Origin of the sequence: Tsukamurella sp. DT100, assembly GCF_049844855.1 — a bacterium.
Lineage (GTDB): Bacteria > Actinomycetota > Actinomycetes > Mycobacteriales > Mycobacteriaceae > Tsukamurella.
On the sequence record NZ_JBNCLV010000002.1, the window covers coordinates 53,071 to 71,385 of the forward strand.

18 protein-coding genes are annotated in these 18,315 nt (G+C 73.3%); 8 read left to right on the top strand and 10 right to left on the bottom strand.

What is annotated here, in order from left to right; translation table 11 throughout:
• Positions 1–26 precede the first annotated feature (26 nt).
• Complete coding sequence (locus tag ACLQ3K_RS04015) at positions 27–1,454, bottom strand: aminobutyraldehyde dehydrogenase (RefSeq protein ID WP_425997204.1); 1,428 nt, start codon at positions 1,452–1,454, stop codon at positions 27–29.
• Between the two features lie 115 nt (positions 1,455–1,569).
• On the opposite strand from ACLQ3K_RS04015, the gene ACLQ3K_RS04020 reads away from it, so the two are divergent.
• On the top strand, positions 1,570–3,096 hold the full coding sequence (locus ACLQ3K_RS04020) for a PucR family transcriptional regulator (protein ID WP_336669533.1): 1,527 nt from the start codon (positions 1,570–1,572) through the stop codon (positions 3,094–3,096).
• On the opposite strand, the gene ACLQ3K_RS04025 is transcribed toward ACLQ3K_RS04020, so the two are convergent.
• Entirely contained in the window at positions 3,067–3,708 is a 642-nt protein-coding gene (locus ACLQ3K_RS04025) for a TetR/AcrR family transcriptional regulator C-terminal domain-containing protein (RefSeq protein WP_425997206.1), read from the bottom strand. The genes ACLQ3K_RS04020 and ACLQ3K_RS04025 overlap by 30 nt on opposite strands.
• Before the next feature lie 120 nt (positions 3,709–3,828).
• Between ACLQ3K_RS04025 and ACLQ3K_RS04030 the strand changes: the two genes are divergently transcribed.
• The 3 genes from ACLQ3K_RS04030 to ACLQ3K_RS04040 are packed head-to-tail and all read left to right on the top strand — an operon-like array spanning position 3,829 to position 6,609.
• Positions 3,829–4,806: a nitrilase-related carbon-nitrogen hydrolase gene (locus tag ACLQ3K_RS04030; RefSeq protein WP_425997208.1), complete on the top strand. Its 978-nt coding sequence runs from the start codon at positions 3,829–3,831 to the stop codon at positions 4,804–4,806.
• Positions 4,803–5,822 carry an agmatine deiminase family protein gene (locus ACLQ3K_RS04035; RefSeq protein ID WP_425997210.1) on the top strand — a complete coding sequence of 340 codons (1,020 nt, stop codon included), beginning with the start codon at positions 4,803–4,805 and terminating at the stop codon, positions 5,820–5,822. The genes ACLQ3K_RS04030 and ACLQ3K_RS04035 overlap by 4 nt, the downstream gene beginning before the upstream one ends.
• Positions 5,823–5,865: 43 nt before the next feature.
• Complete coding sequence (locus tag ACLQ3K_RS04040) at positions 5,866–6,609, top strand: sulfite exporter TauE/SafE family protein (protein WP_224644859.1); 744 nt, start codon at positions 5,866–5,868, stop codon at positions 6,607–6,609.
• On the opposite strand, the gene ACLQ3K_RS04045 is transcribed toward ACLQ3K_RS04040, so the two are convergent.
• Genes ACLQ3K_RS04045 through ACLQ3K_RS04070 form a run of 6 tightly spaced genes read right to left on the bottom strand, consistent with a single transcriptional unit; the run spans position 6,606 to position 11,976 of the window.
• Positions 6,606–7,235 carry a TetR/AcrR family transcriptional regulator gene (locus tag ACLQ3K_RS04045; RefSeq protein ID WP_425997212.1) on the bottom strand — a complete coding sequence of 210 codons (630 nt, stop codon included), beginning with the start codon at positions 7,233–7,235 and terminating at the stop codon, positions 6,606–6,608. The two genes, ACLQ3K_RS04040 and ACLQ3K_RS04045, sit on opposite strands and share 4 nt — an antisense overlap.
• Entirely contained in the window at positions 7,232–8,032 is an 801-nt protein-coding gene (locus ACLQ3K_RS04050) for an MBL fold metallo-hydrolase (protein WP_425997214.1), read from the bottom strand. The genes ACLQ3K_RS04045 and ACLQ3K_RS04050 overlap by 4 nt, the downstream gene beginning before the upstream one ends.
• Positions 8,029–8,754 carry a dienelactone hydrolase family protein gene (locus ACLQ3K_RS04055; protein ID WP_425997216.1) on the bottom strand — a complete coding sequence of 242 codons (726 nt, stop codon included), beginning with the start codon at positions 8,752–8,754 and terminating at the stop codon, positions 8,029–8,031. The genes ACLQ3K_RS04050 and ACLQ3K_RS04055 overlap by 4 nt, the downstream gene beginning before the upstream one ends.
• On the bottom strand, positions 8,751–9,530 hold the full coding sequence (locus ACLQ3K_RS04060; RefSeq protein ID WP_224644863.1) for an MBL fold metallo-hydrolase: 780 nt from the start codon (positions 9,528–9,530) through the stop codon (positions 8,751–8,753). Before ACLQ3K_RS04060 ends, ACLQ3K_RS04055 begins: the two co-directional genes overlap by 4 nt.
• Complete coding sequence (locus ACLQ3K_RS04065; protein ID WP_425997218.1) at positions 9,527–11,095, bottom strand: AMP-binding protein; 1,569 nt, start codon at positions 11,093–11,095, stop codon at positions 9,527–9,529. Before ACLQ3K_RS04065 ends, ACLQ3K_RS04060 begins: the two co-directional genes overlap by 4 nt.
• Complete coding sequence (locus ACLQ3K_RS04070; RefSeq protein ID WP_425997220.1) at positions 11,092–11,976, bottom strand: SDR family NAD(P)-dependent oxidoreductase; 885 nt, start codon at positions 11,974–11,976, stop codon at positions 11,092–11,094. The genes ACLQ3K_RS04065 and ACLQ3K_RS04070 overlap by 4 nt, the downstream gene beginning before the upstream one ends.
• 150 nt (positions 11,977–12,126) lie before the next feature.
• Here ACLQ3K_RS04070 and ACLQ3K_RS04075 point away from each other — a divergent pair, with 150 nt between their 5' ends.
• Positions 12,127–12,336 carry a sigma factor-like helix-turn-helix DNA-binding protein gene (locus ACLQ3K_RS04075; RefSeq protein ID WP_425997222.1) on the top strand — a complete coding sequence of 70 codons (210 nt, stop codon included), beginning with the start codon at positions 12,127–12,129 and terminating at the stop codon, positions 12,334–12,336.
• Between the two features lie 3 nt (positions 12,337–12,339).
• Here ACLQ3K_RS04075 and ACLQ3K_RS04080 read toward each other — a convergent pair whose 3' ends face one another.
• On the bottom strand, positions 12,340–13,569 hold the full coding sequence (locus ACLQ3K_RS04080) for a flavin-containing monooxygenase (protein ID WP_425998121.1): 1,230 nt from the start codon (positions 13,567–13,569) through the stop codon (positions 12,340–12,342).
• Positions 13,566–15,044, bottom strand: coding sequence for a hypothetical protein (locus ACLQ3K_RS04085; protein ID WP_425997224.1), 1,479 nt, complete (start codon positions 15,042–15,044; stop codon positions 13,566–13,568). Before ACLQ3K_RS04085 ends, ACLQ3K_RS04080 begins: the two co-directional genes overlap by 4 nt.
• A gap of 180 nt (positions 15,045–15,224) precedes the next feature.
• Between ACLQ3K_RS04085 and ACLQ3K_RS04090 the strand changes: the two genes are divergently transcribed.
• Genes ACLQ3K_RS04090 through ACLQ3K_RS04100 form a run of 3 tightly spaced genes read left to right on the top strand, consistent with a single transcriptional unit; the run spans position 15,225 to position 18,278 of the window.
• Positions 15,225–15,680, top strand: coding sequence for a hypothetical protein (locus tag ACLQ3K_RS04090; RefSeq protein ID WP_415678372.1), 456 nt, complete (start codon positions 15,225–15,227; stop codon positions 15,678–15,680).
• Positions 15,681–15,712: 32 nt separating this feature from the next.
• Positions 15,713–16,435 (top strand): hypothetical protein, encoded by a 723-nt coding sequence (locus ACLQ3K_RS04095; RefSeq protein WP_425997226.1) that lies wholly within the window; start codon positions 15,713–15,715, stop codon positions 16,433–16,435.
• A 10-nt stretch (positions 16,436–16,445) separates the two neighbouring features.
• Entirely contained in the window at positions 16,446–18,278 is a 1,833-nt protein-coding gene (locus ACLQ3K_RS04100) for a cytochrome c oxidase assembly protein (RefSeq protein WP_425997228.1), read from the top strand.
• The last annotated feature ends 37 nt before the right edge of the window (positions 18,279–18,315 follow it).

An 18,315-nucleotide genomic window follows, 5' to 3' on the forward strand; every position in this document is an offset into this window, starting at 1 on the left:
GGCGGTGATCGGCGGTGCGGTCGGGGTCAGTCGTTGCTGCTCATGACGTGCTTGATTCGGGTGTAGTCCTCCAGGCCGTACGCCGAGAGGTCTTTGCCGTAACCCGAGTGCTTGAATCCGCCGTGCGGCATCTCCGCGACGAGCGGGATGTGGCAGTTGATCCACACCGCGCCCGCGTCGATCCGGATGCTCATCCGGTTCGCGGTGGCGTGATCGGTGGTCCACACGCTCGACGCGAGGCCGTACTGCACGCCGTTCGCGAGCGCGACGGCCTCGTCCTCGGTCGCGAAGGGCTGCACCGTGATGATCGGGCCGAAGGTCTCCTCCTGCACGATCGGATCGTCCTGCCGCACGCCCGTGATCACTGTCGGCTCGACGTAGAAGCCCGTCTCGCCCGCGCGCTTCCCGCCGGTCGCCACCGTCGCGTGCGCGGGCAGCGCGGCCAGCTTCTCCATGACGCGGCCGAAGTGGTGCACGTTGTTGAGGGCGCCGTAGAAGGCGTCCGGATCGTCGGGGGCGCCGGGCCGCAGGGTCTGCGCCTGGGCGACCAGGGCCGCGACGAAGGCGTCGTACACGGACTCGTGCACCAGCGCGCGGGTCGCGGCGGTGCAGTCCTGGCCGGCGTTGAAGAACGCGGCCTGCGCGATGCCCTCGGCGGCGCGGGCGACGTCGGCGTCGCCGAAGACCACGGCGGGCGCCTTGCCACCGAGTTCCAGGTGGGCGCGCTTGAGGTCCGTCGCGGCGGCGGTGGCCACGGCGATGCCGGCGCGGACGGAGCCGGTGATCGCGACCAGCCCGAGCGCGGGGTCGCCGACCAGCCGGGCGCCGACGGCACCGTCGCCGAGCACGACGTTGAGGACGCCGTCGGGGAGGATGTCCTGCGCGATCCGCGCCAGCACCAGCGTCGACTCGGGCGTGGTGTCGGAGGGCTTGAGCACCAGGGTGTTCCCCGCGGCGAGGGCGGGCGCGATCTTCCAGATCGCCATCATCAACGGGTAGTTCCACGGCGTCACCTGGCCGACGACGCCGATCGGCTCGCGCCGCACGTACGAGGTGAAGCCCTCCATGTACTCGCCGGCCGCGCGGCCCTCGAGCAGGCGGGCGGCGCCGGCGAAGAAGCGCACCTGGTCGGCGCAGACCAGGACCTCCTCGGACTTCACCATGGCCGCGAGCTGGCCGGTGTTGCGGACCTGGGCGGCGACGATCTCGTCGGCGTGCTCCTCGATGGCGTCCGCGAGCTTCAGCAGCGCCGCCTGGCGGGCGCTCGGCGTGGTGCGGCCCCAGGTGAGGAACGCGCGCTCGGCCGCGGCGACCGCGGCGGCCACCTCCTCGTCGGTCGAGACCGGCGAGACCGCGACCACGGTCTCGGTCGCCGGGTCGACGATGTCGATCGACGCGGACGACGTCGAGTCGACGAACGCTCCGTCGATGAAGTTCTGGAGGCGGTCGGACATCGCGGCCCTTTCGGTGGGGGGACGGGGAAGTGCTCTCACTGTGCGCTGGGTCACTGGGCCGCGCATCTGCCAGAATGGCGAAATCGACGACGTCGACTCGACGGATTGGAGCGGCATGGCGGTCACGGTGCGCTGGCTGCTGGGGCAGCGCGACCTCGGCCTCGGGCTGCGCGCGGGCGCGGCGGCGACGGACGTCCCGATCACCTTCGTCATCACCACCGAGCTCGCCGACCCCACACCCTGGCTCACCGGCGGCGAGATGCTCCTGACCACGGGCATCGGCATCCCGCCCGGCGACGAGGGCTGTCGGGAGTACGTGCGGCGCCTCACCGACCGCGGCGTCTCCGGGCTGGGCTTCGGCGTCGGCGTCTCCCGCGCCAGCGCACCGTCGGCCCTGGTCGACGCGGCCGACGAGTTCGGGCTCGCACTCGTCGACGTGCCCCTGCCGACGCCCTTCGTGGCCGTCGCGCGCACCGTCATCGACGAGATCGCGCGACGCGCGAACGCGGCGCAGGCGGCGGCGGGCCGGGCCCAGCAGCGCATGACTCGCGCGGCGGTCGCGGGCGGGCCCTCGGCGACGCTGCGCGAGCTGTCGGTGGGATCCGGTGGCGCGGCGCTCCTCCTGGACCGCGGCGGCCGGGTCGTCCAGGCGCATCCGGCCGAGCTCGATCCGGCGGTCGCGCGCGAGGTGGGTGAGCAGGCGCGCGCGCACGTCGCGGCGTCCGCGGTCGGGCCCGTGACGGCGCCGTCGACCGACCCGGCCGCCCGGCACGGCACCATCGTCACCCAGCCCATCCGCGTGGGCGACCGCGGCCACGGCCACCTCGGGGTGGTGCTGCCGCGCGAACCCTCGGCGACGGACCACGTGCTCATCGGCCACGCCAACTCCCTGCTCGCGCTGGACTTCGAGCGACCGCTGCGGCTGCGGCTCGCGCAGTGGCGGATGAACGCCGCGGCCCTGCGCCTGGTCCTGTCCGCGGGTGGGGACCTCGACGAGGCGGCGCCCTTGGTCGCGGAGGCGGCGGATCCGTCCGGGGTCCGCGCGCTGATGATCCGCGGGGGTGCCGACCCGGAGGCGGTGATCGCCGCGGTCCGGGCGGCGCTGCACGACGCGGGCCGCCCGGTGTTCGTCTCCGAGGCGGCCGGCCCGGGCGGCGTGGTGGCGCTCCTCGGCGGCGACGACGGCCCCGCCTTCGCCGACGCCCTGGTCGCGGGCCTCGCGCCGGGCGAGCGCGGCCGGCTGCAGCTCGGGCTCGGGGCGCCGCACGCGCCGGGCGCGGTGGCCGAGGCGGTCGCGGCGGCGGAACTCGCGGCCCGCGCGGCGCGGCCGGGGGGCGGCACCGTCGACGCCGCGGCGCTGGCCGGGCGGACCCTGTTCACGGACCCCGGCACCCGCGATGCCCTCGCGCGGCTCGACCGCGCGCTGCTGGACCCGCTGCGCGCGCACGACGGCCTCGCCGAGGCGCTCCGGGCGTACCTCGAGCACCACGGTCAGTGGGAGGGGACGGCCGCGGCGCTGGGGGTGCACCGGCACACGGCGCGGGCGCGGGTGGAGCGGGCGGAGGAGCTGCTCGGGGTGGACCTCAAGTCGGCGCGGGTGCGCGCCGAGCTGCTACTGGCGCTGTTGCTCGGCGACGAGTAGCGCCCGCAGGCCCTCGATCAGCGCCGCGAGCCCCAGGTCGAAGGCCTGCAGCGAGCGCTCCGGGCCCGACGGTGCCGCGGCGAGGGCCCGGCGCAGGTCGTCGGTCGCGGCCTCGTCGTCGTCCACCGCGATGGGGACCTCGGGCGCCGAGACGTCGAGCGCCGCTCCCAGCAGGAAGTTCTCGACGCCGACGACGATGCCCATCACCTGCTCGACCGGGAAGCCCGCGCGGAGCAGGCCGGCGGTCGCGGCCGCGTACATCGCGAGGTTCTGCTGCCCCCCGATCGTCTCGGTGGCGAGCAGGCGGACCGCCGCGGGGTGCGCGGCGAAGGCGGTGCGGTAGGTGCGGGCCCACGTGTCGACGGCGCGGTCCCAGGGCTCCGTCGCGAAGCACGTGGCGTCGATGTCGGCGGTCACGAGGTCGCGGACCAGGCCGATGACGCCGGCGCGGCCGTCGACGTGGTGGTAGATCGACGAGACCTGGACGCCGAGCCGACGGGCCAGCGCCGGCATGCTCAGCGCACCCTCCCGGTCGACGAGCTCCAGGGCCGCCGCGCCGATCGAGGCGCGGTCGAGTTGCGGGGTGCTCGGCCGGCCGACGCGTCTGCTCACCTGCACGAACCTACCCGACGGGGCGACTAATCGACAGGCTTTCGATTTGCCTCTTGTGGCGGCGGTCACCCGGGGCTATCGTTTATCGAAAGCCTATCGATAAATTCTGGAGGAACCGAGATGGAGCTCATCGTCGCGCCGGGGATCCCGGCGTCGCCCGCCCGCGTGGACGCCCCCGAGCGGGAGCCGCTGCGCGTCGCGCTCGTGCAGCACCGCTGGCACGACGACGCCGCGCTGCTGGCGGCCGAGCTCACCGATGCCATCGGGCAGGCGGCCGGGGCGGGGGCGAAGGTCGTCTTCCTCTCGGAGATCACGCTGCTGCGCTACCCGGCGTTCGAGCGCGGCGGCGCGCAGCCCAGCGCCCTCGCCGAGGACCTGCTGACCGGGCCCACCTTCGCCCTCGCGGCCGCCGCGGCGAAGCAGCACGGCGTCGTGGTGCACGCCTCGCTCTACGAGCGCCACCCCGACGCGGAGCCGCTCGGCTACAACACCGCGATCATGGTCTCCCCGTCCGGCGAGCTGCTGGCCCGCACCCGCAAGCTGCACATCCCGGTCACCGCCGGCTACTACGAGGACACCTACTTCCTCCGCGGCCCGGCGCAGGCCGACGGTGCCGACCCGTACCCCGTGCACGCGCCCGCGGAGCTCGGCAGCGCCCGCTTCGGCCTCCCCACCTGCTGGGACGAGTGGTTCCCGGAGGTCGCGCGGGCGTACTCCCTGGGCGGCGCCGAGGTCATCGCCTACCCCACGGCGATCGGTTCCGAGCCCGACCACCCCGCGTTCGACACCGCCCCGCTGTGGCGGCAGGTGATCGTCGGCAACGGCATCTCGAGCGGCACCTTCATGGTGGTGCCCAACCGGTGGGGGAACGAGGGCGCGATCACGTTCTACGGCAGCTCCTTCATCTCCGACCCGTACGGCCGCATCCTCGTCGAGGCGCCCCGCGACGCCTCGGCCGTACTCGTGGCCGACCTCGACCTGGACCAGCGGCGCGACTGGCTGACCCTGTTCCCCTTCCTCGCCACGCGCCGGCCCGACACCTACGGCCCGCTCGTCGAGCCCGTCGAGGCGAACGGCCCGCTGGGGGGTGCGAAGTGACGTGGCGCATGCCGTCGGAGACGGCGCCCCAGGTCCGCACCTGGATGGCCTACCCCTCGGCCGGCTACTCGCTCGGCGACACCGCCGAGGAGCAGGACTCCGCCCGCACCACGTGGGCCGCGGTCGCGAACGCGGTCGTCGACTTCCAGCCCGTCACCGTCGTCGTCGATCCCGCCGAGCGCGCGGCCGCGGCGCGGTACCTGTCGAGCCGCGTCGACGTGGTCGAGGCGCCGCTCAACGACGCCTGGATGCGCGACATCGGCCCGACCTTCGTCGTCGACGAGGCAGGCCGGCTCGGCGCCGTCGACTGGATCTTCAACGGCTGGGGCGGCCAGTCCTGGGCGACCTGGGACCGGGACAGCCGGATCGGGCGGTTCGTCGCCGACCTCGCCGGAGCCGAGTACATCGGGTCCGAGCTGGTGAACGAGGGCGGGGGCATCAATGTCGACGGTGCCGGGACAGTCCTGCTGACCGAGACCGTCCAGCTGGATCCGGGCCGCAATCCGGACCTGACGAAGGCGCAGGTGGAGGCCGAGATGGCGCGCACGATCGGTGCGACGCACGCCATCTGGCTGCCCTTCGGGCTCGCCCGCGACTCCGACACCTTCGGCACCCGCGGCCACGTCGACATCGTCGCGACCATCCCGTCGCCGGGCACCGTCCTGCTGCACGACCAGCGCGACCCGTCGCACCCCGACCACGCGCGGTGCGCCGCGTTGCGGGAGACGTTCGCGGGGTCGACCGACGCCGCGGGCCGGGCCTGGGAGGTGCTCTCGGTCCCCGCCCCGACGGTGCTCCGCGACGACGAGGGCTTCGTCGACTACAGCTACATCAACCACGTCGTGGTCAACGGCGCGGTGGTGGCCTGTTCGTTCGACGACCCGAACGACGCCGTGGCGGTGGAGGTCCTGGCGGCCGCCTACCCCGGCCGCGAGATCGTCACCGTCGATGCGCGGCCCCTGTTCGCCCGCGGCGGCGGCATCCACTGCATCACGCAGCAGCAGCCCGCGGTCTGAACCGACGCCGTTCGCGCAGTACAGTGCGGACGATGGGGAGCCGATGACGGCGCTGACGGTGGCCGCGCTGGTGGTCGCCGGGTTCGGGGCCGGGCTCATCGGCTACATCACCGGGCTCGCCTCGATCGTCTCCTACCCCGCGCTGCTCGCGTTCGGCCTCTCCCCGGTCGCGGCCAACGTGACCAACACCGTCGCGATGGTGGCGGTGGGCGGCGGATCGATCGCCTCGTCGGCCTCGGAGCTCGCCAAGGACCGCGCGCAGATGCGCACGCTGGCCGTGCTCGCGATCGCGGGCGGGACCGCCGGATCCGCGCTGCTCCTCCTCGCGCCGGGGAGCACCTTCGAGCGGGTGGTGCCGGCGCTCATCGCGATCGCGGCGATCGCGATCCTGCTTCAGCCGCACCTGCACGAGCGCCCCGCGGTGCAGCGGCTCGCGCGGTTCTACCCGGTCGGCGTCTTCCTGGTCGCCGTGTACGGCGGCTACTTCGGCGCGGGCGCCGGCGTGATGATCCTGGCGCTCACGCTGCTGGCCACGTCCGAACCCCTGTGGCGCGCAGCGATGCTCAAGAGCTACGCCCTCGGTCTCGCGAACCTCGCGGCGGCCCTCGGCTTCGCGGTGTTCGGGCCCGTGCACTGGCCCGCGGCGATCGCGATGGCGATCGGCGGCTTCGCCGGCGGCTGGTGCGGCCCGCCCGTCGTGGCGCGGATCGACGCCGGGAAGCTGCGCGTCGCGGTCGCGATCTGCGGCCTCGGCCTCGCGGCCTGGCTCGCCCGCGTGTGGTTCTAGGTGCGGCCCTCAGCGGGGTCGACGATGCCGAGGCCGCGCCCGAGGGTCCGGGCGGCGAACGCCACGGCCTCGTCCCAGCTGACGTCCAGGAACTCCCTGCGCTCCGTCGTGTAGTGGTTCGCGAGGCCGGTGACCTCCGACCACAGGACGGCCATCGCGGGGCGCAGGTCGCCCTCGTACCCCGCGCGGACGAGGGCCTCGCCCAGCGCACCGATGAGGCCGGCCGTCGCGTCCCGGAGGCCCTGCTCCACGGCGGGCTGCAATGCGTCCGCGGTCTCGACCAGCGCGAGCGCGTCGAACTGCCTGCCGAAGACGGGATAGCCGTCGCGGTACTCGTTCGCCGCCGCCGTGAACACCTCGACGAAGTCGGACGCCTCCTCGAGCCGAGGGCGCAGCCGCTCCGTCATCCGCAGCACGTGCTCGGCGAAGACCCCGATGAAGAGGTTCTCCTTGGTCGCGAAATAGGTGTAGACGGTGCCGAGCGAGATCCCGGCGCCGTCCGCGACGTCCCGCATGCGGAGGGCGGCGTATCCGCCGCTGCGCAGGAGCTCCTCGCCGGCGCGGAGGATGTCGATCCGGCGCTGGTCGCGGTCGCCCCACTGCGTGGCGGGCCTGCTCCTGTTCACCCCTCGATACTGCCTCGCGCCGCCTCGGCGTACATCACCGGATCGTGCGCGCACAGCAGTCGGACGGATCCGGCACCGTCGCCGAAGGTCTCCGCGAGCCGGTCCCGGGTGGCCCGGGCCTCCCGCCGTCGGGTGGCGGAGACGAACTGACCCGCGCGCAGCGCGGCGGGCACGGGCCCGCCGAGAACGGCTGCGCGGTGGTAGAAGGCGTCGCCGCAGTGCAGGATCCAGCCGTCGCCGGATCGCACCGCGATCCCCGCGTGGCCCGGCGTGTGGCCGGGCAGCGGTACCAGGAGCGCGTCGTCGCCCAACGGCGTCAGCCGCGCCGCCGCGAACCCGAACCAGTCCTCGCGGAAGTCGTCGTACGCCGCCACAGCGGGTTCGGGCGAATGCCGCCAGGGCCGGTACCGCACGGCGGCCGGGATGCCGCGGGCCCCGCGCGCCGACCGCAGCTCCGCCGCGGTGGCGTGCACGGTCGCGCCGGGGAAATCGTCGATCCCGCCCGTGTGATCGGAGTCGAGGTGCGTGGCGACGATGTGTGTGACGTCGGCGCGGGCGAAGCCGAGCGCCTCCACCTGGGCGGCGGCGGTCTCGGCGGCGGCGAAGTCGGGTCGGATCACCCGCGTGAGGCCGCCGCCCAGCCTGGCCGCGGGCGCCGCGATGTCGGCCAGCCCGATCCCGGCGTCGACGAGGACGGGCCCCGCGTCGGTCTCCAGGAGCAGGACGTGGCAGACCATGGGCGGGGCGCCGACGGGCCGCAGCGTGCCGCAGTTGAGGTGGTGCACCCGGTCGATCACGCGGCGCCCCCGTCCGCGAAACGCGCCGCGAAGAAGGCGAAGACGCGGGACCAGGCGTCGGCCGAGGCGGCCTCGTCGTACCCGAGGCCCATGACCCGCAGCACCGCGTCGGGGGCCGCGTCGATCCGGTTGGCGAAGCTGTGGCCCACGCCGGGATAGGTCTTGAGGTCGGACGGTACGCCGTGCCGGTCGAGTACGCGCCGCAGGCGCCGCTCGCCGAACGGGAGGAACGGGTCCCGGGCGCCGAAGGATCCGACCACGGGGCAGGTGTCCGCCGTGACGGCCCGAAAGGTGGTCAGACTCCCGTAGAACGGGGCCGCCGCGACGTACCGGTCGTCGCCCTCGAGGAGCGCGAAGCCGCCGCCCATGCAGAAGCCGGTGATCGCGACCTCGCCGGTCGACTGCGGGTCTGAGGCCAGGGCGTCGCGAGCGGTCTCCAGCACTGCGAACGCGGGTCCCTTGCCCGTGCCGAGCGAGCGCATCGTGGAGACGATGCAGCCCAGGCGATTCGGGCCCGCGGTGAACAGCAGCGGCGCCATCGCGAGGTAGCCCGCGTCGGCCACGATGCGGAGGTTCCGCTCGATGTCGGGTTCCGCGCCCGTGATGTCGTGCACGAGGAGCACGGAGGGGCGCGGGCCGCCCGGCGTGGACGGTCGCGCGATGAGCGCCTCGAAGGGTGCGGGTTCGGCGTCGATCGTGACGCGCTCGATGGTGACGGTCATCGGGGACTCCGTTCGGTGGCCTCCGCGACGGCGAGCGGGAGGCGGGGCGGGTATCGGTGCGACGAGACGGTGTGGACGTCGTCGCGGGCGGCGAGGAGCCGCAACGTCTCCCGGGTGGTCGCCTGGAGGTCCGGTGCGGCCATGGAGATCCTCTCGTACTGGGCGAGCGGGAACGCGGCGGGCGCGCCGGTGCGGGGGTCGCCGTACCCGGCGTCGCCCGTGTGCAGCAACCAGGCGTCGCCGTGCCGCACCGCCACGCCGCAGTGCCCGACGGTGTGCCCGGGGAGCGGGACGAGGACCACGTCGTCGGTGATCCACGAGCAGCCGCCGACGCCGAGCCACTCGCCCGTCCCTGCGTGCGGGCGCCACCGCGGGCCGTGCGCGAAGAACCGGGAGCGGTACGAGATCCGCGCGCGCAGAGAGCCGGACCGGGAAGTCTCGAGCTCCGTCGCGGCGACGTGCACGGCGGCGTCGGGGAAGTCCACGATCCCGGCGGCGTGCTCGCTGTGCAGGTGCGTGAGCACGATGTCGGTGAGGTCCTCGCGCCGCAGCCCGATCGACTCCAGGCGGTGCAGCAGTGACGCCTCGGGGCGATGCGGCAGCCGCAGGAAGAAGCGCTCGAAGCCGATCAGCGTCGGATCCTCGAAGACCGAGGCCGGGAAGCCGGCGTCGACGGCGAGCACGCGGTCACCGTCGACCACGACGAGCGCGAGGGTCGGCACCTCCCCGCCGCCCAGGGGGCGCAGCGGCGCCACGTCGAACAGGTGGACCGTCATCGGGCTGCCCCCTCGGATTCCAGCGTCGCGAGCAGGGCCGCGGCCGCGCGCCGGTCGACCTTGCCCGCGGCGTTGCGGGGGACCGCCGCGACGAAGTGGATGTCGCGGGGCTGCTCGAACCGGGACAGGGATCCGCGCAGGTAGTCGCGGAGCGCATCCCCGGTCGGTCGAGCAGGATCCGCCGTCTCCACGAGCGCGACGAGGCGCTGGCCGTACTGCGCGTCGGCGACGCCCAGGGCGCAGGAGTCCGCGACGCCGGCGTGCGCCGCGAGGGCGTTCTCGACGGCGCGCGGGTAGACGTTCTCGCCGCCGCTGACGATCATGTCGTCGTCGCGGCCCGCCACGTGCAGCAATCCGTGCCGGTCGAGGTGGCCGAGATCGCCGGTCGCGATCAGCGCGCCCACGCGGGCCTTGTCGGGGCCGCCCGTGTACCGGCCGACGGCCGGGCGGCCGCCGACGAAGATCCGGCCCGTGATCCCGGTGGGGACGGGCGCACCGTCGTCGTCGAGGACCCGGACGGTGGCCCCCGCGACCGGCCGGCCGACGGTGCCCGGGGCGCGCAGCAGGTCGTCGGGCGTGGCGAGGGTCGCGAGCGCGACCTCGGAGGAGCCGTAGCCGTTGAACAGGACGTCCCCGAAGCGGGCGGTGAACCGGTCCGCGAGCGCGGGGAGCAGCGCGGAGCCGCCGCTCAGCACGACCGGCGGAACGCTCTCGGGCGGTGCGGCTTCCAGGATGCGGGCGAGCATCGCCGGGACCACCATCAGCGCGTCGGCGCGGTGCGTCGCCGCCCGGTCCAGCGCGACCGCGGGGTCGAAGCGCGACTGCGTGATGACGGTGCCGCCCAGGCCCAGCGTGAGGGCGAGCGCGGCGAGGCCGAAGGCGTGGAAGAAGGGCACCGCCACCGCGGTCCGGTAGCCGACGTGCGCGCCGGTGCGGGCGATCACGCTCGCGGTCATCCCGAGCAGGGTCGACGGTGCCGGATCGCGCGGCACGCCGCGCGGAGTGCCGGTCGTCCCGGACGTGAGCAGGATGAGCCGCCCCTCGCGCGGGGCGGGGTCGACGGTGCCCCAGCGGTCTCGCAGGGCGGACGAGGCGATCGTGGTCTCGGGGATCTCGTCCAGGGCGGGGACGAACTCCTCGTCGGCGATCACGAGCCGCACGGCGTGGCCCTCGAGCGACGCGGCGAGGGCGCGGCCGCGGAAGTCGGTGTTGAGCAGCAGGACGTTGGCGCCGAGGGACGCCGTCGCGAGGAGGGCGACGACGAAGCGTCGGCCGTTGCGGCACAGGACGCCGACCGTCTCCCCGGGTGCGACGCCGTGGCTCCGGTGCAGAGCGGTCGCCGCGGCGCCGACCTCGGCGAGGAGGTCCCCGTAGGTGAGGGCGCCCTCGTCGTCGACGAGCGCGATCCGACCGGGCGCGCGCGCCGCGGCGACGCGGAGCAGGGCGACGAATCCGGGTGCACCGGAGCCGAGCCCGCGGGCGACGGCGGGCCACCGGTGGGGCGGCGGCGGGACCAGAAGGCCGGAACCCAGCGCCGCGCGGACGATCTCGGGGACGGCGCTCATCGGAGCGCCTCCGCGTCCGCACGGGCCGAGGGCGAGTCCTCGCCGAACCGGAAGGCCAGCGTGTACGCGGCGGAGAAGGCGCCGCCCGCGACCGTGGAGGCAACGTCGAGCGGCCACGACCACGACGGAGCCAGCGAGCGCGGGCCGTCGACCACGGCGGCGGCCACGATCTGCGCGGCGTGCTCCGGGTGGAGGCCGGGGAGCCGGCGCATGCTGGGCGTCGGCGCGCTCATCCGGGTGTGGATCAGCGCCATGTAGATCGACGTCGTGCTGATGTTCCGGGCCCGGAGTTCCGGTGTCACGCTGCGGAACCACGTGTCGAAGGCACCCTTGGACGCCTGGTACGCACCCCACCGCGGCCCGGGGTGCATGCGGACGCCGACCGTCGAGATGTTGACGATCCGCCCGCCGCCGGCCTCGGTCATCGCGGGGACGAGGCGCAGCAGGAGCCGGACGGGGCCCAGGTAGTTGATGTCGACGGTCCGCTCGAAGTCCTGCGGTCGGTCGAGCTGCAGGGTGAGCGAGCGGCGGATCGACTTGCCGGCGTTGTTGATCACGATGTCGGGCGCGCCGTGCCGGTCGAGGATCGCAGTGGCGAGGTCCTCGACCGCGCGCTGGTCCGTGAGGTCGGCCGGCAGCACGTGGGCGGTACCGCCGTCGGCCCTTATCCGGGCCGCGACCTCGTCGAGCTTGTCGGCGGTGCGCGCGACGAGCAGGACGGTGGCACCGGCGGCGGCGAACGACTCCGCCGTGGCGGCGCCGAGCCCGAAGGAGGCGCCGGTGACGAGGACGGTGCGGCCGCCGACGGCCTTCGCGAGGCGGTGCGGATCGGTCTCCCGGCGGGGGCTGGACAGGCGCCCGAGGAGTGAGGGTGCGGCCATGACGGCCTCCAATCTGAACAAGGTTCAGTATCTGAACTCTGTTCAGAATGGTGGGTCGCCGGCGCGCTGTCAAGGGGTTGCGACACGATCGGGACGGAATCGGGACCGCGCGGAGGAATGTTCGCCGCACGCGGAGCGGAGGATCACGACATGATCGACTCCGATGCCGCGCCGTCGCGCGCCCGCGCGTCCCTGGTGGACCGCCTGCCCGACGAGCTGCGGATCGTGCTGCTGCTGCGGATCGTGCAGGGGCGCAGCGTCGCCGAGTGCGCCGAGGTGCTCACGATGGCCGAGGGCCAGGTGCTGCTCACGCAGCACCGGGCCCTCTCCGTCCTCCGCGCCCGCCTCGGGACGCCGTGATCGTCAGGTGCGGTCGGCGGACCGCCGGACGTGGAAGTCCGCGTCGTCGGGCGCGGACAGCATGCGCACCATGGTCTTCCGGTCGAAGGGCCACAGGTCGATCGACCCGCCCTCGGTGAAGTACCAGGAGTTGCAGCCGGTGTTCCACACCGTCGGGCCCATGGCCTCCGCCACCTGCCGGTTGAACCCCTCCGTGGCCTCCTCGGTGACCTCCATCGTCCGGACCTCGCCGCGGCGGAACCGATCGAGCCACTGCGCGATGTACCTCGCCGTGAGGTCGGCCGAGAACTGCAGGGAGATGGAGCCCGTCGGCGAGTTGGGGCCGAGGACGGTGAACAGGTTGGGGAAGCCGGGGATCGCCGTCATGCGGTAGGCGCGAGGACCGTCGGCCCAGGCGTCGTCGAGCTTCACGCCGTCGCGGCCCGTCACCCGCATGGGCCGCATGTAGTCGTGTGCGCGGAAGCCGGTGGCGAGCACGAGGAGGTCCGCCTCGTGGAGCTCCCCGTCGACGGTCCGGATGCCGGTCGGCTCGATCCGCTCGATGCCGTCGGTCACCAGGGAGGCGTTGCGGGCCTTGAGCGCCGAGTAGTACGTACCGGAGACGACCTGCCGCTTGCACAGCGGCTCGTCCTCGGGGGTGAGGTCCTTCCGCAGCGCCGGCGGCAGCTGCGCCCGCAGCGAGAGTCGGGCGTACGCCTGCACCGCGCTGCGCCGCCACGACGGCTTCGTCGCGATGTCGGCGAGGATGCCCGAGCCCCAGAGCAGGCCCTGGTGCACCTGGTCGAGGACCTTCGGCGCCCGCTTGAAGAGCTCCGAGATGAGCCCGATCTGGGGCAGCCGCATCGGCGCCCACAGCACCCACTGCGGGGATCGGACGAAGTGCGTGAGGTGCTTCGCCTTCGGCTGCAGCGCCGAGACGACCTGCACGCCGGTCGATCCGGTGCCGATGACGGCGATCCGGCGGCCCTCGGTGACCAGGGAGTCGTCCCAGCGTGCGGTGTGCACGACGTCGCCCTCGAAGTCGGCGAGGCCCTCGATGTCGGGGATCGCGGGATTGTGCAGAACGCCGGTGGCGCAGACGACGAAGTCGGCCGTCATCGTCTCGCCGGTGTTCAGGGTGAGGGACCAGGTGGCGGAGGCGTCGTCGAACTCGGCGGCGAGGACCTCGGTGTTGCAGCGGATCCGGTTTTCGAGACTGCAACACCGTCTCGAAAAGACACCGGGTGCGGTCAGCGCGCGGGCGTGGTGGTGGTCGTCGTGGCCGGCTTCGTCGTGGTCCGCGTCGCGGGCGCGGTCGTGGTGGTCGCCGGCTTCTCCGCCTGCGTGGTGGTGACGGGCACCTCGGTCGTGGTCGTCTTCGGCGCGGTCGTCGTGGTCCTCGTCGCCGACGGTGCCGTAGTCGTCGTGGTGGTTGCCGGCTTCGTGGTGGTCGGCTCCGCCGACGAGGTGGTCGCGCGACTCGTGGCCGTGGACGACTTCTCGGTGGTCGTCGTGGTGGTCGTGCGGTCGGTGGTCCGCGTCGTCGTCGCGGCCCCGGTCTCCTCGGGATCCGTCGTCCGGGCGGTCGAGGTGGCGTCCGCGCTCTTCTCGCTCGAGGTCCGGGTGGTGGTCGTGGTGGTGGTCGTCGACGGCCGGGTGCGGCTCGTCGCGACCGTCACGTCGACGTCCTCGCCCAGCGCGCGCACCACGTCGGCGCGCGTGCCGTTGTAGACGCTCGCGCCCGCGATGGCCCGGGCGGAGGGCGCGAGCACCGTCTTATCCCGGTTCGGATTCCACTCGCCGTCCGCGCCGGGGAGTGCGGTGATCACCTCGGCGCGGCCCGACGTGGGCAGCGCTGCGAGGACCGTGCCCGGGTAGACGGGCGGCGACGTGTAGCGGACCGTCGGCGTGACGTCGTAGGCCAACCACGGAGCGACGACCCGCGCCTGATCCCGGGCGGCGACGGGCCGGCCGGGCGTGACCGCCCACACCGGGAGGTAGGGGTCGTCGCGGAAGCGCGGGTTGGGGCGGGCGTGCGGATTCTGCGGCACGTTCAGCCCGATCGAGACGGAGACGATCGGCTGCGGGCGCGGGCGGTTCCAGTCGCGCGGGTAGACCCACATGACGGGGACGTCGGCGCGGAAGGTCGGCTCGTACCAGGGCTTGGGCCACGACGGGCGCTCCCAGGGCTTCGGCTGGCCGGGGTACCACGGACGCACGCCGAGCTGGCGGCCGTACACGGTCCAGCAGGTCTGCGACTGCACCTCGGCGCCCGCGACCCAGCGGTTCCACCGGCCGGTCTCGCAGATCTGCCGGTAGACGGTGACCTGGTGCGGCGTGTAGTTCCACGGGCGGGTGTTCACGGGCCGGGTGAGCTGCGGCGGTGGCGGCGCGACGTCCTGCTCCGCGACGGGCAGCCCCGGAACCGGCGGCGCCTTCGGATAGAAGACGGTGGCACCGTCGTCGGAGCTCGCGGTGACGGTCCCCTGCTCGAGCCCCGCGTTCGCCACGGCCTGCGAGGCGACGGGATCGCCGACCACCGTGACGCCCTTCTCGGGGACGGGCACACCGTCGGTCTGGAAGGCGCCCGGATTCGACGTGAAGTCGTCGCCGGTGATCTGGGAGAAGGCGACGGAGCTGTCCTGCTGGTCGTCGCTCGACCCGCACGCCGTGAGGGTGGCTGCGGTGAGGAGGGCGGCGGCCATCGCGCCCAAGTGCTTCGCGTTCATGACGGACCCGTTCCGATCGGTCGGTTCTGCTGAAGCGCTGGTTTCGTAACGCCGATTACCTGGGCCCAGTCGACCACGAGGTGTGGAGCCGGTCAAGCGACGGGGGTTGCCCGAGGCGGCCGCACGCACAGGCCGATCGGGGATTCTGCTCACCGCGAAATGCCAGGTAGGATGGCCCGCGTGATGCACAAGCACGCGGAGACCACGGACACGTCGCGCACCATCCGGATCTGGGGGTGGGTCGGCGCGGCCGTCGCCCTCGCGACGTCGCTGGTGCACCTGCCGATGCTCGGCGACAACAGCTGGGTGGTCTCGCTCATCGTCGCCGCGATGCTGATCGGCTGCGCGCACTGCTCCGTCTGCCTGTTCCGCAACCCGACGGTGAGCGCCTGGCTCCGGACCGCCGCGATGGGCGCCATCATGATCGCGCTGCACCCGGTGCTCATGTCGGCGATGGACTCCGGCATGGCCGGCATGGACCACTCGATGCCCGGCATGGACATGGGGGCGATGGGCCACTCGATGAGCGCGATGCAGCCCTGGATGACCCTGATGATCGTCTTCGCCGCGGCGGAGATCGTGGTGGCCGCGGCCGCCCTCGGCTGGATGGCGCTGCGCGGCCGCGCCGCGCGGTAACGCCGGGCCGACGAGAACGGATAGAGGATTCGATGAACGCGAACACTGACCTCAAGCGAGCGGGCCTGCGTCGTGCCGCCACCCTCACCGCCGCGACCGCGCTGGTCGCCGGCCTGACCGGTGGCGTCGCCGTCGCCGACCCCGACACCACCACCAAGCCCACCGCCTCGTCGGCGGAGCTGCTCCTCAACTCGAGCGACTTCCCGGGCGGCTACATCGTCGTTCCGTCGCCGCAGCAGCGGCTGGCCAACGAGCTCGGCGCCGACCCCCTGACCCTCGCGAGCTCCGCGAAGGTCACCCCGCCGGAGTGCAAGAACATCCTCGCCGCCGCCAAGGGCGGCCAGGGCGACGGCGACACCGTCGCCGGCGTGCACGACCAGGACCGCAAGAGCCTGAGCGAGACGCTGGTCGCCAAGGACGTCGATGTCGACACCGTCAAGGTCGGCCTGCTGAAGCTGTGCTCCGACGTGACCATCGAGACCAACGATCCGCGGGGCGGCACCATCAAGGTGCGCGCCATCACCAAGGAGGTCTCCTCGGACAAGCAGAAGGCCACCTTCGAGATCGCGCTCGACGGCACTCGCACCAAGGGCGCCGATTCCTTCCCGATCCACCAGAAGGTCCTCGTCGGCGTGGCTTCGCTGCGCGGCTACACCGTCGCGGTGCAGGGCACCAAGCTCGGCGGCGACCCGGACCGCGGCGAGTTCAACGGCTTCCTCGACAAGTCCGTGAAGAAGATCAAGGACGCGAAGTAACTTGACCACAGTGGCGCAGGAGTCCGACGCCGCTGCGATGATCGAAGGATCCCCGGGCGCACCGCGCGCGGGTGGCATCGCGGCGCTCGCCGTCGGCTCCCTCGCCGCCGTCGCCGTCGTGATCTGGCTGGTCAGCAGCGAGGGTGAGCTGCGCTACCTCGTCAACGGCAACGCCTACCCGGGCGCGCTCACCGCGTACGGGGCGGCCGTCGGCCGCGTGATCGGCACCGTCGCCGCCGCCCTGACCTTCGGCGCGGTGGCGTACGCCGTCTTCCGGACCAAAGCCCTCGACACCGGTGAGCTCGGTCTGCGCGGGTACCTCACGCAGCTGCAGGCCCGACGGTACGCCGTCGTCTGGGCCGTCGTCTCGCTCCCGATGGTCTTCCTGGCGGCCGCGGAGAGCGCCGCCCAGAACCTCGTCGACACCTACCGTGTGGGCGGCCTCGGCATCCTGATCTCCGCGTCGGACACCGCCAAGGGCTGGATCGTCTCCCTGGTCTGCGCCGTGATCGTGTACGTCGCGCTGCGCACGGCGTTGTCGTGGATGGCGCACCTCTGGATGCTGCTGCCCGCCGTCGTCGGCCTGCTCGCCACGATCGTCACGGCGAACGAGGCGCAGAACTGGAACCACGACTACACCACCGCGGCGCTCACCACCCTCGGCGTGGTCGCGGCGCTGTGGCTCGGCGGGCTGTGGTCCGCGGTGCGCCTGCCGGCCCGGCCGGAGCGGCGCTGGATCGGCCCGCTGTTCGCCGCGCTGGCCCTGCTGAACGGCGTTGTGATCGCCCTGGTCATGGCGCCGGGTTCCGACCTGTGGGTCACCTGGTACGGCCTGCTGCTCCTGGCCGCCGGTGCGCTGCTGCTCGCAGCGGGCGCCGCGCACTGGCTGCACGCCCTGCCCGCTGCCGCGGCGCTCCTGACGGCGGCTTTCGGCACCGCGATCGCGGCATCCGAGCTGACGCCCCCGCCCTTCCTGCGTGGCCGGCCGACGGTGGGGGAGAACTTCCTCGGCTACAACCTGCCGGACCCGCCCAGCGCGATGGCCTTCCTCGGGAACTGGCGCCCCGACCTGAACCTCGCGCCGTTCGCGATCGCCCTCGCCGTGGGCTACCTCCTGCTGGTCCGCCGCACCTCGACCTGGCCCTGGTACCGGAGCGTGTTCTTCGTGCTGGGCTGCGTCTTCCTGCTCACGCTGACCAGCTCCGGGCTGCGCACCTACTCCAACGCGATGTTCAGCGTGCACATGGTGGTGCACATGCTGATGACGTCGATCGTGCCGGTCTTCCTGTTGCTCGGCGCACCGATCACGCTGATGCGCGACACCCTGACCGGGGCGCCCGCGCGCTGGCTCTCGACGGTCCTCGAGTCGCGTTCCTTCGCCGTGCTGATGCGCCCCGTCGTGCAGCTCGGGCTATTCGCGGCAGTGCTCTACGGCCTCTACTTCACGCCGCTCTTCGACAGCATTGGCCGCTACCACTGGGGCCACCTGGCCATCTACGCCGCGCTGCTGTTCACCGGCTTCCTGTTCTACTGGCGCGTCTTCCAGATCGACCCGGTGCCGGGCGAGCTGCCCTTCATCGGGCGCATCGGCATGCTGCTGGCGATGATGCCGATCACCATGGTCTTCGCGCTCATCATCATGACGATGGACGGGCTCGTCGGCTCGCGCCTGTACCTCTACCTCGACTTCGAGTGGATGACGGACCTGTACCGCGACCAGTTCGTCGGCGGCGTCGTCGCCTGGGCCACCGACGAGGCCGCGATCGCCCTGGTCACCCTGGGCCTGGTGCTGCACTGGGCGTGGCGCAACCGTGACGAGGACTCCGAGCCCGAGCTGCTCTGAGCTGTACCGCACGCCAGCCGTCCTGACGGTGCTGGGC

Coding starts and splice junctions, on each gene's coding strand:
- ACLQ3K_RS04095 (WP_425997226.1), top strand. CDS start 15,713: ATGAACGCGAACACTGACCTCAAGCGAGCGGGCCTGCGTCGTGCCGCC.
- ACLQ3K_RS04060 (WP_224644863.1), bottom strand. CDS start 9,530: ATGACGGTCCACCTGTTCGACGTGGCGCCGCTGCGCCCCCTGGGCGGC.
- ACLQ3K_RS04020 (WP_336669533.1), top strand. CDS start 1,570: ATGGCGGTCACGGTGCGCTGGCTGCTGGGGCAGCGCGACCTCGGCCTC.
- ACLQ3K_RS04085 (WP_425997224.1), bottom strand. CDS start 15,044: ATGAACGCGAAGCACTTGGGCGCGATGGCCGCCGCCCTCCTCACCGCA.
- ACLQ3K_RS04075 (WP_425997222.1), top strand. CDS start 12,127: ATGATCGACTCCGATGCCGCGCCGTCGCGCGCCCGCGCGTCCCTGGTG.
- ACLQ3K_RS04055 (WP_425997216.1), bottom strand. CDS start 8,754: ATGACCGTCACCATCGAGCGCGTCACGATCGACGCCGAACCCGCACCC.
- ACLQ3K_RS04065 (WP_425997218.1), bottom strand. CDS start 11,095: ATGAGCGCCGTCCCCGAGATCGTCCGCGCGGCGCTGGGTTCCGGCCTT.
- ACLQ3K_RS04040 (WP_224644859.1), top strand. CDS start 5,866: ATGACGGCGCTGACGGTGGCCGCGCTGGTGGTCGCCGGGTTCGGGGCC.
- ACLQ3K_RS04015 (WP_425997204.1), bottom strand. CDS start 1,454: ATGTCCGACCGCCTCCAGAACTTCATCGACGGAGCGTTCGTCGACTCG.
- ACLQ3K_RS04030 (WP_425997208.1), top strand. CDS start 3,829: ATGGAGCTCATCGTCGCGCCGGGGATCCCGGCGTCGCCCGCCCGCGTG.
- ACLQ3K_RS04070 (WP_425997220.1), bottom strand. CDS start 11,976: ATGGCCGCACCCTCACTCCTCGGGCGCCTGTCCAGCCCCCGCCGGGAG.